The following is a 12,317-nucleotide window of genomic DNA, read 5'->3' on the forward strand; positions in this document are numbered from 1 at the left end:
ATACGTCAGACCGGCAGAACGACGACGCGCCGTGACGGCTCGGCGCCTTCACTCTCGCTACGCACACCGTCAACGGCCGACACCGCATCGTGAACGATCTTGCGCTCGAAGGGAGTCATCGGCGCCAGCTCTTCGCGTTCACCGTTCGCCAGCACCCGGCGGGCGATCTTGTCCCCCAGCGCCGCCAACTCATCCCGGCGCCCGCGCCGCCAATGCGCGACGTCCAGCATCAGCCTGCTCCGCTCACCCGTCTTCTGGTGCACGGCGAGGCGCGTCAACTCCTGCAACGCGTCGAGGACCTCGCCTTTGCGACCGACCAACTTCTCGAGGTCGCTCCCCCCGTCGATACTCACGATGGCTCGGTCGCCCTCGACATCCAGATCGATGTCCCCGTCGAAGTCCAGGAGGTCGAGCAGCTCCTCCAGGTAATCGCCGGCGATCTCGCCTTCGGCCACCAAGCGGTCTTCGAGGTCCTCCGTCTTGGGCGCGTCGCCCTCGATCTCGGTCCGTTCGGTCGTATCGGCGTCAGTCATGTTCGTCCTTACTTCCTTGCTTTCACATCCATCGGTGGCCACACCGGGCCGTCCCGAATCGGGGGTACTTGTCAGGGCCTTCGCTTCTTCGGTCGGCTGTTGGCCCGCCGAGGCCCACGGTTGGCGCCGCCGTCGGCCTTCGTCGCCGGGCCCTTGCCGTTCGACGTCGGCGGTGAGTCACCCAGCGGTGCAGAGGTGGCATCGGTACTGCCTGCGTCGTCGGCTCCGAGCTCGTCGCCATCATGATCCGTCAGCTCCACAGGAGGCTTCGTCGGGCCCTCCGCGCCGGCGCCGCTGGTCGTCGGACGCTTGCGCTTGGGCTTGGTTCCCGGTGCTGGAGCATTCGACGCACGACGCGCCAACTCCTCCCGCTTCTTGGCTTCCTCTTCCTTCTCGATCCGGCCAAACACGAGGTGCTGCTGGCCGTACGTCCAGATGTTGTTCGACACCCAGTACAAGATGATCGCGAGGGGCAGGAATGGGCCTCCGACCACAACGCCCAACGGGAACACGTACAGCGCGAGCTTGTTCATCATCGCGGTCTGCGGGTTGGCCGACGCTTCGATGCTCTGTCGTGCCACCGACGCTCGACTGTTGAAGTGCGTCGCGACACCGGCGAGAATCATCAGCGGCACGCCGACGATGATGACCGCGATACGGTCGAACTGTTCGAACGCACCGAGCCCCACCGTCTGGACCATCGACGCGCCCAGTGGCGCACCGAAGAGATCGGCCTTCAAGAAGTTCTGGACGTCGGTCGCGCTGAAGACGTAGTTGCCGATGGAGCTGTTCTCCGCCACGGACAAGCCGAGCCGGCCGATGCCGGTCTGGGTCCGGTTGAAGGACATCAGCACGTGGTACAGGCCGAGGAACACCGGGATCTGCGCCAGCATGGGTAGGCAGCCGAGGATTGGGTTGAACCCGTGATCCTTCTGCAGCTTCTGCATCTCCAGCGCCATCCGCTGTCGGTCCTTGCCGTACTTCTTCTGCAGCGCCTTGATCTGTGGCTGCAACTCCTGCATCTGGCGGGTCGTGCGGATCTGCCGAACGAACGGCTTGTAGAGAATCGCGCGCAGCGTGAAGACGAGGAACATCACCGTCAGCGCCCACGCGAAGAAATTGTCCGGGCCGAACACGAAGCCGAAGACCTTGTACCAGAGCCACATGATGGCGGACACCGGGTAATAGATGACGTCGAGACTGAACCAATTAAACAAACGAATCGCTCCTCAGCGTCGCGCTATCCACGGCCCCGCCGGAGTCCGCCCGCGGACGACATCCACTCTCGTGTCGCTCCGGAATCGGATCCCATCCACCTTGGTGCCACGGACCACACTTGGCCAGCCGCACCAAGGACAACCATGTCCCCCCTAAGATTCCGAACTCTCGAAGCGCGTCGACCGCGTACTGACTGCACGTTGGTGTGAATCGGCACGAGGGTGGCCGCAACGGAGAGATCATCGTGCGGTACAGCTCGATGGCGTAGATGACGCCTCGCGCCAGCACGCCAGCGATGCGACCGCTCATCGCCGAGCCCCAGACTCCGACGCGCGTCGCAACGCGGTCCGCAGTTCCTGATCGAGACGGGCCGAGATCGCGTTCCGACTACTCGGAAGAGCACGGATCACCACTTTGTCACCTGGCCCCAGATCTTCGATCACGCCCCGTGCCACGTGCCGCAACATCCGCGAGACGCGGTGCCGCTGTACCGCGGAGCCGACCGACTTGGAGACGACGAGGCCGATCTTCGGGCCATCGGAGCCATCGTCGGATGACCTCAAGGCGTGCACCACGAGGTCGGGCTGGGCTGCGCGCACACCACGATTGACGGCGAGCCCGAAGTCAGTCGACCGGGTCATCCGGTACTGAGCCGGAAGCACCTGTCTACACCCTGCTACGGATCAGACCGGCATCACGCAGTCAGAGAGCGACGGCCCTTGCCGCGACGACCGGACACGATGGCGCGTCCGGCCCTTGTCCGCATCCGCAACCGAAAACCGTGCACCTTGGCACGGCGCCGGTTGTTGGGCTGGAACGTCCGCTTGCCCTTGGCCACGGCTGTTTCTCCTCAATGACGGGTGCGCCCGCCCCCGTCGAACACACGAGTAACCTCGTGCGCGTCTGGAAGCAGCCGCGGTACGTACGCTTCGTTCGTCTCGCTTGCTCCGGCGCGTAAACCCGACGATCCGAGTCGCAGCCGTATCGCCACGTTCGGGCGACTGTTCGAGGGTACTGACGAGATTTCCCTAGGTCAAACCCGCTTCTCGCGCTGGCGAATCCGTGACATCCAACACGCGTGTCACATCCAACACGCGTGTCCAGGCAAGCCGCAGTCAATGTTGCAGAACTGTTGGCACCCGGCAATAAAACTGTTAGCTTCTGGCAAGGCTGTCTCTCACCTAGGGACGCCGCTGGACGAAGAAAGTGAGGACGGCCGCCCAACCGGGAGCCCATGGTGTAGTCGACCACCTTGACGAGCCCCGGGCCGCGGCCTCCACGCGTACGCTACGACACAACGACGGGTGTCGGTTATCCACAGACTGTGGATAACCATGTGGACATCCGGCCATTGTCTATTCGTCCATCCCAGCTTTGGCCACGAGGGGGTACGTCTACGTTGACATCCGACCCCGACCCGCCGTTCGTCGCAATCTGGAACGACGTCGTTGCGGAGCTCAACGGTGACACCTCTCGTGACGGAAGCTCTCACACCGGCTCCAACGCCCCGAATCTCACCCGTCAGCAACGGGCCTGGCTGAAGCTGGTCAAACCGCTCGTCATCGCCGAAGGGTTTGCCCTCCTTTCGGTTCCCACCCCATTCGTCCAGAACGAGATCGAACGGCACCTCCGCGAACCGATCATCGCCAGCCTCAGCCGTCGGCTCGGTCAGCGCGTCGAGTTGGGCGTCCGCATCGAGACTCCCGGCCCCCAGACGGACCGCGGCGACGATCTTCCCCCCGAGGTGACTCCGGATGCCGACGAGGTCGACGACGACGAGGAAGCACTCGCGAGCGCCGAGGAAAGCTGGCCGACCTACTTCACGAACCGCCCCCAGAACTCCCCCACCAACGACGTCAGCCTCAACCGTCGGTACACGTTCGACACCTTTGTCATCGGCGCGTCCAACCGGTTCGCCCATGCCGCCACCCTCGCCATCGCCGAGGCGCCTGCCCGCGCCTACAACCCACTGTTCATCTGGGGCGAGTCCGGTCTCGGCAAGACACACCTCCTCCATGCTGCGGGCAATTACGCCCAGCGCCTGTTCCCCGGCATGCGGGTGAAGTACGTCTCGACCGAAGAGTTCACCAACGACTTCATCAACTCGTTGCGGGACGACCGCAAGGCCTCCTTCAAGCGCAGTTACCGCGACATCGACGTTCTCCTGGTCGACGACATCCAGTTCATCGAGGGCAAGGAAGGTATCCAGGAGGAGTTCTTCCACACGTTCAACACCCTGCACAACGCCAACAAACAGATCGTGATCTCCTCGGACCGACCGCCCAAACAGCTCGCCACGCTGGAGGACAGGCTCCGGACGCGATTCGAGTGGGGTCTGATCACCGACGTTCAGCCACCGGAACTCGAGACCCGCATCGCGATCCTCCGCAAGAAGGCGCAGATGGACCGCCTCGACGTTCCTGACGACGTGCTGGAACTCATCGCCAGCAGCATCGAGCGCAACATCCGCGAACTCGAGGGCGCCCTCATCCGGGTGACCGCATTCGCCTCCCTGAACAAGGCCGCGATCGACAAATCGCTCGCCGAAATCGTTCTGCGCGACCTCATCTCCGACGCCGGTTCCATGCAGATCAGCATCGCCACGATCATGGCCGCCACGGCCGAGTACTTCGAGATCACCATCGAGGAGCTCCGCGGTCCTGGCAAGACTCGGGCGTTGGCGCAGTCCCGCCAGATCGCGATGTACCTGTGCCGTGAACTGACCGACCTGTCGCTACCCAAGATCGGTCATTCGTTCGGCCGCGACCACACCACGGTCATGTACGCCGAGCGCAAGATCCGCGGCGAGATGGCACAGAAGCGCGAGATCTTCGATCACGTAAAGGAACTCACGACGAGGATTCGTCAGCGATCCAAGCGCTGAACGACATTTCCCGCGACGAGATTTCCGAGAATCTTCTGTCCCTGCCGCACCACTCGTCACACCTCAGACATGTGGACCACTCGTGCACAGTCTCGGGACGAACCGCCCGAGCGACCGGTGCCGGTGCACACGTGGTCCGTGTCGTCCACAGCCCACCCGCATGCGCACGTCAGTACTCCACGAGTAACCCACGAGCGCACACCGCACCCGACCTGGCAACGCGTCACTCGATCCACAGCTTCCACAGCACCTATTACTGTTACTCGTTTATCTCTATAGTTCCCTCTCTAAAAGAAGCACCTGGGGATCACGCCCTGTTGACCGTGCGGCAGCGCCGCCGCGAGGGCGCGTTGTCACTCCCGTCGATTAGCTTTCAAGTTGACGCCGAAGGCTCTACGGTGAGTCTTCGACAACCGGAACGGTCGTCGAACCGCAGCGTGGTGACATGTCCGTAAGACACCCGTAGATCCGCTGCTAGTGCTTGTAGCTGGGGTTTCACCGAAGGGACGCTATGGACGTGGCGACGACGATTGGTACTGATTTGAAGTTCCGCCTGGCGCGGGAGGACTTCGCCGATGCCGTGGCATGGGTTGCCCGCATTCTGCCGACCAGGCCGACGGTGCCGGTTCTCTCCGGCGTCCTGCTGACTGGCTCCGATGACGGGCTGACCATCTCCGGCTACGACTACGAAGTGTCGGCCGAAGTGCGCGTCGGGGCGGAAATCGCCTCTGCAGGAAGCGTTCTCGTCTCTGGGCGGTTGCTTTCGGACATCACGAAGTCATTGCCAGCCAAGCCGGTGGACGTCAGTGTCGAGGGCACCCGCGTGTTGTTGAGCTGCGGCAGTGCACGTTTCTCGCTGCCGACGATGGCGGTCGAGGACTATCCGACGCTGCCGTCGTTGCCCGAGGAAACCGGTGTCGTGCCGTCCGATCTGTTCGGCCAGGCCATCGGCCAGGTCGCCGTCGCCGCGGGCCGGGACGACACGCTACCGATGCTCACCGGCATCCGCGTGGAGATCTCCGGTGAGAAGGTCGTGCTGGCCGCCACCGACCGGTTCCGTCTCGCGGTGCGCGAACTGACCTGGGCGACCGAATCCGCAGACATCGAAGCGGCCGTGCTGGTTCCGGCGAAGACACTCGCCGAGGCAGCGAGGGCAGGCACCGACGGAGCTGACGTACATCTGTCACTCGGTGCGGGCGCCGCGGTCGGCAAGGACGGGCTGCTCGGAATTCGTAGCAATGGCAAGCGCACGACGAGTCGGCTGCTCGACGCGGAGTTCCCGAAGTTCCGTCAGTTGCTGCCCGCCGAGCACACGGCGGTCGCGACCATCGGTGTCGCGGAGCTCACCGAGGCGATCAAACGTGTTGCCCTCGTCGCCGACCGCGGCGCTCAGGTACGCATGGAATTCTCCGAGGACTCGCTGCGACTGTCGGCCGGCGGTGAGGACGCGGTGGGGCGTGCCGAGGAAGATCTTCCCGTGGAGTTCTCCGGTGATCCTCTGACCATTGCCTTCAACCCGACGTACCTGACCGATGGTCTGGGCTCGCTGCACTCTCCGAAGGTGACGTTCGGCTTTACGACATCCAGTCGTCCCGCGGTGTTGCGGCCGGCGGGTGATGATGATGATGCGTACGTGGGTTCCAGTGGTCCCTTCCCGGCGGCCCAGACCGACTACGTGTACCTGTTGATGCCGGTACGCCTCCCGGGCTGACCGGCCTTATCGTCACGAAAGAGGCGCACATGCAACTCGGGCTGGTCGGTCTCGGAAAAATGGGCTTCAACATGCGTGAACGCCTGCGTCAGGGTGGACACGAAGTAATCGGATACGACCCTCGGCCCGAGGTGACCGACGTCCCGGATCTCGCCGGCCTGGCTGCGGCGCTCACCGCGCCCAGGGTGGTGTGGGTAATGGTGCCCTCGGGCGAGGTCACGAACGGCACGATCATCGGGCTCGCGGCCGTGCTCAGTTCCGGGGACCTGGTCGTCGACGGCGGCAACTCGCGGTACACGGAGGACGGTCCCCACGCTGCGCTGTTGGCGGAGAAGGGAATTGGCTTCGTCGACGCCGGCGTCTCTGGCGGCATCTGGGGTCTGACCGAAGGCTACGGACTGATGGTCGGCGGCAGCGACGACGACGTCGCCAAGGTGTTGCCCATCTTCGACACCCTGCGGCCACCCGGGCCGCAGGAGGACGGCTTCGTCCACGCAGGCCCGGTTGGTGCAGGACACTTCGCCAAGATGGTTCACAACGGAGTCGAGTACGCGATGATGACCGCGTACGGCGAGGGCTACGAGATGTTGGCCGCGGAGGATCTGATCAAGAGCCCACAGGCCGTCTATCAGGCCTGGACCAATGGCACCGTGGTGCGGTCGTGGCTGCAGACGCTGCTGGCCAAGGCACTGAAGGAAGATCCTCAACTCGCCGAGATCAAGGGCTACACCGATGATTCGGGCGAGGGCCGCTGGACCGTGGAGGAGGCAATCCGCCTTCGAGTGCCCGTGCCGGCTATCGCTGCGGCGCTGTTCGCGAGATTCCTGTCACGACAGGAGGATTCGCCGACGATGAAGGCCGTGGCGGCGCTCCGCAACCAATTTGGTGGGCATGCGGTGCAGAGGATTAGTGAGTCTGGTTGATCCATGGCACGGCGATGAAGCGACGCGGGGCTGATCGGTGTACGTACGTCAACTGGCACTGACCGACTTTCGCTCTTGGTCACGACTCGAGTTGGAACTTCAGCCCGGTCGCACGGTTTTCGTCGGACCGAACGGTTTCGGCAAGACGAATCTGGTTGAGGCACTGTGGTACTCCTCGACGCTCGGCTCACACCGGGTCGGCTCGGATGCGCCTCTGATCCGGGCGGGCGCCGAGCGGGCGATCGTGTCGACGATCGTCGTGAACGAGGGCCGGGAGTTGGCCGTCGACCTCGAGATCACCGCGGGGCGGGCCAACAAGGCGAGACTGAACCGCTCCCCGGTGCGCAGTGCCCGCGAGATCCTCGGGGCGTTGCGTGCGGTGCTGTTCGCGCCGGAGGACCTCGCGCTCGTCCGCGGTGAGCCCGGTGAACGGAGGCGCTATCTCGACGAGCTCGCGACCACCCGTCGCCCCATGGTGGCCGGTATCCGCGCGGACTACGACAAGGTGTTGCGACAACGCGCGGCGCTGCTGAAAAGCGCTGCGGGCGCCCGCTTTCGCGGCGACTCCGGGGCCCTGGATACGCTCGACGTGTGGGACGGGCACCTGGCCATCCATGGTGCAAAGCTGATCGCCGCGCGGGTCGAGCTGATAGGTCTGCTCGCCCCAGAGATCGCGAAGGCCTACCAGCTGTTGGCGCCGGCCTCGCGTCCGGCATCGGTGCGCTACCGCAGTTCGGTCGACGCGGTCGAGGCGGAGGCGGCCACCGGCGCGTCGAGCACCGAGATCTTCGAGGTGGCACTGCTCGATGAACTGGCTCGCAAGCGCTCGACCGAAATCGAGCGGGGGGTCTGCCTCGTGGGACCTCACCGCGACGACTTCGAACTACGGCTCGGCGATCAGCTGGCCAAGGGGTTCGCCAGTCACGGGGAGTCGTGGTCGATGGCGCTGTCCCTGAGACTAGCCGCCTACGAACTGCTCCGGTCCGATGGAAGTGATCCGGTGCTGCTCCTCGACGACGTGTTCGCCGAACTCGACTACGCGCGTCGGCGGGCGCTGGTCGAAGTGGCGGCGTCCGCCGAGCAGGTTTTGGTAACGGCAGCGGTCAAGGAGGACATCCCTCAGGACTGGGATGCGCGCAGAATGGAGATCGGTATGCGCGACGACGATTCCGGTCGACTCTCGGAGGTGATCGAATGACGGACTCCACGGATGGAGAACCGGTGGAACCACCGGTACACCTTGCGCATCTAAAGGGCATGGATCTCGTCAGGCGCACGCTCGAAGAGGCGCGCGGCGCCGCACGCAGCCAGGGCAAGGACGTGGGCCGCGGCCGGACGTCGTCGGCGAAGAACGCGCCCGTGCGCGGTTCGCGCCGGAAGTGGTCGGGGCCAGGACCAGACGCCCGCGACCCCCAGCCGCTCGGCAGCGCTACCTCCGAGCTGGCGAAGAGTCGCGGGTGGTCGTCCCGCGTCGCGGAGGGGTCGGTATTCGGGCAGTGGGCCACCGTCGTGGGTGATCAGATCGCCGAGCACGCCAACCCGTCCGCGTTGCGTGACGGAGTGTTGACGGTGGAGGCCGAGTCGACGGCTTGGGCGACCCAGCTGCGCCTGGTTCAGTCGCAGATTCTCGCCAAGATCGCCGCGGCTGTGGGAGACGGCGTCGTCACCAGTGTGAAGATCGTGGGTCCGGCGGCTCCGACGTGGCGCAAGGGGAAGTACAACGTGCCGGGCCGCGGCCCGCGCGACACCTACGGGTGAGCCTCTTCCGCCCTGCATCTGAGAGCGCCGACAACGGTTGCGCTGGGCTCATCGGTCGTCGGGACGCGCCGTTGGCCGCGAAATTCCGTGCACGGCTCAATTAGGTACACAGAAACGCCGCCTCAGAGTCAGTCCTGACGGTGGGTAACGGTAGACTGATACAAGACTCGCCGGGGCCCTCGAACCCCTAGTCGGTAACCCCTGCCCTCAAGACCAAGGAGACGCGTCCAACGTGCCTGCCCAGAAGAAGAGTTCTCCCAAGGAGTACGGCGCCGAATCAATCACCATTCTGGAGGGTCTCGAGGCGGTCCGGAAACGGCCGGGCATGTACATCGGCTCCACGGGTGAGCGCGGTCTGCACCATCTCGTCTGGGAGGTCGTCGACAACGCGATCGACGAGGCGATGGCCGGGTACGCCACCAAGGTCGACGTGAAGATTCTCGGCGACGGCAGCGTTCAGGTCACCGACGACGGCCGCGGCATCCCCGTCGCCATGCACTCCACGGGTGTCCCGACCGTCGACGTCGTCATGACGCAGCTGCATGCCGGCGGCAAGTTCGGCGGCGAGAACAGTGGCTACACCGTCAGTGGTGGGCTGCACGGCGTGGGCGTATCCGTGGTGAATGCCCTGTCCAGCCGTCTCGAGGTCACGATCCTGCGGGACGGTCACGAGTGGTTCCAGTATTACGACCGCTCGGTTCCCGGCACGTTGAAGCAGGGCGGGACGTCCAAGAAGACGGGCACGACGGTCAGGTTCTGGGCGGACGCCGACATCTTCGAGACCACGGTCTATGACTTCGAGACCGTCGCGCGTCGCCTGCAGGAGATGGCGTTCCTGAACAAGGGGCTGACCATCGACCTGATCGACGAACGCGTCACCGCGGAGGACGTCGTCGACGACGTCGTGAGCGACATGGCGGAAGCGCCGAAGTCCGCGAACGAGAAAGAGGCGGAGGCCAAGGCGCCGCACAAGGTCAAGCACCGCACCTTCCACTACCCGGGCGGCCTGGTCGACTACGTCAAGCACATCAATCGCACGAAGACCCCGATCCAGCAGAGCATCATCGACTTCGACGGCAAGGGTCCCGGCCACGAGGTCGAGATCGCGATGCAGTGGAACGCCGGCTATTCGGAGTCGGTGCACACCTTCGCGAACACCATCAACACCCACGAGGGCGGCACGCACGAGGAAGGTTTCCGCAGCGCCCTGACCACGGTGGTCAACAAGTACGCCAAGGACAAGAAGCTACTCAAGGAGAAGGACGCCAACCTGACCGGCGACGACATCCGCGAGGGACTCGCCGCGGTGATCTCTGTGAAGGTCGCCGACCCGCAGTTCGAGGGCCAGACCAAGACCAAGCTCGGCAACACCGAGGTGAAGTCGTTCGTGCAGAAGATCTGCAACGAGCAGCTCAGTCACTGGTTCGAGGCCAACCCGGCCGAGGCGAAGACGGTCGTCAACAAGGCCGTTCAGTCGGCGCAGGCGCGGATGGCTGCGCGCAAGGCGCGTGAACTGGTGCGCCGCAAGAGCGCGACCGACATCGGCGGGCTGCCCGGCAAGCTGGCGGACTGCCGCTCCACCGACCCGCGGCTGTCGGAAGTCTATGTGGTGGAGGGTGATTCGGCCGGTGGTTCGGCGAAGAGCGGCCGCGATTCGATGTATCAGGCGATCCTGCCCCTGCGCGGAAAGATCATCAACGTCGAGAAGGCCCGCATCGACCGGGTACTCAAGAACACCGAAGTCCAGGCGATCATCACCGCGCTCGGCACTGGCATCCACGACGAGTTCGACCTGGCCAAACTGCGCTACCACAAGATCGTGCTGATGGCCGACGCCGACGTCGACGGTCAGCACATCTCGACGCTGCTGTTGACGCTGTTGTTCCGATTCATGAAGCCGCTCATCGAGAATGGGCACGTCTTTCTGGCGCAACCGCCGCTGTACAAGCTGAAGTGGCAGCGCAGCGAACCCGAATTCGCCTACTCCGACCGCGAACGCGACGGACTGCTGGAGGCCGGTCGTTCTGCCGGCCGAAGGATCAACACCGAGGACGGAATTCAGCGCTACAAGGGCCTCGGCGAGATGGACGCGAAGGAACTGTGGGAGACCACGATGGATCCGAGTGCGAGGGTGCTGCGTCGGATCACGCTCGACGACGCCGCCGCGGCCGACGAATTGTTCTCCGTGCTGATGGGCGAGGACGTCGAGGCCCGTCGCAGCTTCATCACCCGCAATGCGAGAGACGTTCGCTTCCTGGATGTCTGAAGCCGTTCGACCCTCTCCATTGAATCCCCGAGCTGCTCATAGACGAGCGAGGAGCACATGACAGACACCACCCTGCCGCCCGGCGGCGACGACGGCGCGACCACCGACCGCATCGAACCGGTCGACATCCAGCAGGAGATGCAGCGCAGCTACATCGACTACGCGATGAGCGTCATCGTCGGTCGCGCGCTTCCCGAGGTCCGTGACGGCCTCAAGCCGGTACACCGCCGCGTGCTGTACGCGAGGTACGACTCCGGCTTCCGGCCCGACCGTGGCCACGCGAAATCCGCACGCTCCGTTGCCGAGACGATGGGCAACTATCACCCCCACGGTGACTCATCGATCTACGACACCCTGGTCCGGATGGCCCAGCCGTGGTCGCTGCGCTATCCCCTCGTCGACGGGCAGGGGAACTTCGGCTCGCCGGGCAACGACCCACCGGCCGCCATGCGGTATACGGAGGCGCGTCTCACGCCGCTGGCCATGGAGATGCTGCGTGAAATCGACGAGGAGACAGTCGATTTCATCCCGAACTACGACGGCCGGGTCCAAGAGCCCACTGTCCTGCCCAGCCGGTTCCCCAACCTTCTGGCCAACGGCTCGGGCGGCATCGCGGTCGGCATGGCCACCAACATGCCGCCGCACAACCTCCGCGAACTCTCGGAGGCGGTGTTCTGGTGTCTCGACAACTTCGAGGCCGACGAAGAGGCCACGCTGACCGCGGTCACCCAACGGGTGAAGGGACCTGACTTCCCCACCTACGGTCTGATCGTCGGCTCGCAGGGAATCCACGACGCCTATACGACGGGCCGCGGCTCCATTCGCATGCGGGGTGTCGTCGAGGTGGAGGAGGACTCCAAGGGCCGCACCCTGCTGGTCATCACCGAGCTCCCCTACCAGGTGAACCACGACAACTTCATCACCTCGATCGCCGACCAGGTGCGCGACGGCAAGCTCGCGGGCATCTCCAACATCGAGGACCAGGGCAGCGACCGGGTCGGCATGCGCATCGTCGTCGAGGTCA

At 64.6% G+C, this 12,317-nt stretch carries 12 protein-coding genes; 7 read left to right on the top strand and 5 right to left on the bottom strand.

The window, feature by feature from the left end; all coding sequences use genetic code 11:
* Positions 1-5: 5 nt before the first annotated feature.
* The 5 genes from QOI01_RS34475 to rpmH form a co-directional block, all read right to left on the bottom strand.
* On the bottom strand, positions 6-533 hold the full coding sequence (locus tag QOI01_RS34475; protein ID WP_526388472.1) for a Jag family protein: 528 nt from the start codon (positions 531-533) through the stop codon (positions 6-8).
* Positions 534-604: 71 nt separating this feature from the next.
* The gene (yidC, locus tag QOI01_RS34480) at positions 605-1,750 is read right to left on the bottom strand and encodes a membrane protein insertase YidC (protein WP_526388474.1); all 1,146 of its coding nucleotides are present in this window, start codon (positions 1,748-1,750) and stop codon (positions 605-607) included.
* Positions 1,743-2,060 carry a membrane protein insertion efficiency factor YidD gene (gene yidD, locus QOI01_RS34485; RefSeq protein WP_526388476.1) on the bottom strand — a complete coding sequence of 106 codons (318 nt, stop codon included), beginning with the start codon at positions 2,058-2,060 and terminating at the stop codon, positions 1,743-1,745. The genes yidC and yidD overlap by 8 nt, the downstream gene beginning before the upstream one ends.
* On the bottom strand, positions 2,057-2,413 hold the full coding sequence (gene rnpA / locus QOI01_RS34490; RefSeq protein ID WP_526388478.1) for a ribonuclease P protein component: 357 nt from the start codon (positions 2,411-2,413) through the stop codon (positions 2,057-2,059). Before rnpA ends, yidD begins: the two co-directional genes overlap by 4 nt.
* Before the next feature lie 32 nt (positions 2,414-2,445).
* Positions 2,446-2,589 carry a 50S ribosomal protein L34 gene (gene rpmH, locus QOI01_RS34495; RefSeq protein ID WP_284230534.1) on the bottom strand — a complete coding sequence of 48 codons (144 nt, stop codon included), beginning with the start codon at positions 2,587-2,589 and terminating at the stop codon, positions 2,446-2,448.
* Between the two features lie 561 nt (positions 2,590-3,150).
* On the opposite strand from rpmH, the gene dnaA reads away from it, so the two are divergent.
* From dnaA to QOI01_RS34530, 7 genes are all read left to right on the top strand, one after another.
* Entirely contained in the window at positions 3,151-4,635 is a 1,485-nt protein-coding gene (gene dnaA / locus QOI01_RS34500) for a chromosomal replication initiator protein DnaA (protein ID WP_526388480.1), read from the top strand.
* 511 nt (positions 4,636-5,146) lie between these two features.
* Positions 5,147-6,346, top strand: coding sequence for a DNA polymerase III subunit beta (gene dnaN / locus QOI01_RS34505; protein WP_526388482.1), 1,200 nt, complete (start codon positions 5,147-5,149; stop codon positions 6,344-6,346).
* A gap of 29 nt (positions 6,347-6,375) precedes the next feature.
* Positions 6,376-7,269 (top strand): phosphogluconate dehydrogenase (NAD(+)-dependent, decarboxylating), encoded by an 894-nt coding sequence (gene gnd / locus QOI01_RS34510; protein WP_526388484.1) that lies wholly within the window; start codon positions 6,376-6,378, stop codon positions 7,267-7,269.
* Positions 7,270-7,306: 37 nt separating this feature from the next.
* Entirely contained in the window at positions 7,307-8,467 is a 1,161-nt protein-coding gene (recF, locus tag QOI01_RS34515; protein WP_526388486.1) for a DNA replication/repair protein RecF, read from the top strand.
* Positions 8,464-9,027 carry a DUF721 family protein gene (locus tag QOI01_RS34520; protein WP_526388488.1) on the top strand — a complete coding sequence of 188 codons (564 nt, stop codon included), beginning with the start codon at positions 8,464-8,466 and terminating at the stop codon, positions 9,025-9,027. The genes recF and QOI01_RS34520 overlap by 4 nt, the downstream gene beginning before the upstream one ends.
* A 232-nt stretch (positions 9,028-9,259) precedes the next feature.
* Positions 9,260-11,293, top strand: coding sequence for a DNA topoisomerase (ATP-hydrolyzing) subunit B (gene gyrB / locus QOI01_RS34525; RefSeq protein WP_526388490.1), 2,034 nt, complete (start codon positions 9,260-9,262; stop codon positions 11,291-11,293).
* 57 nt (positions 11,294-11,350) lie between these two features.
* The coding region (locus tag QOI01_RS34530) for a DNA gyrase subunit A (protein ID WP_526388492.1) at positions 11,351-12,317 on the top strand (967 nt) is incomplete at its 3' end.

This window comes from Mycobacterium sp. (genome assembly GCF_032162605.1).
Classification (GTDB): domain Bacteria; phylum Actinomycetota; class Actinomycetes; order Mycobacteriales; family Mycobacteriaceae; genus Mycobacterium.

Bases quoted from the DNA above. Each gene is read 5' to 3' on its own strand.
- QOI01_RS34475 (WP_526388472.1), bottom strand. From the start codon at position 533: ATGACTGACGCCGATACGACCGAACGGACCGAGATCGAGGGCGACGCG.
- yidD (WP_526388476.1), bottom strand. From the start codon at position 2,060: ATGAGCGGTCGCATCGCTGGCGTGCTGGCGCGAGGCGTCATCTACGCC.
- dnaN (WP_526388482.1), top strand. From the start codon at position 5,147: ATGGACGTGGCGACGACGATTGGTACTGATTTGAAGTTCCGCCTGGCG.
- gnd (WP_526388484.1), top strand. From the start codon at position 6,376: ATGCAACTCGGGCTGGTCGGTCTCGGAAAAATGGGCTTCAACATGCGT.
- QOI01_RS34520 (WP_526388488.1), top strand. From the start codon at position 8,464: ATGACGGACTCCACGGATGGAGAACCGGTGGAACCACCGGTACACCTT.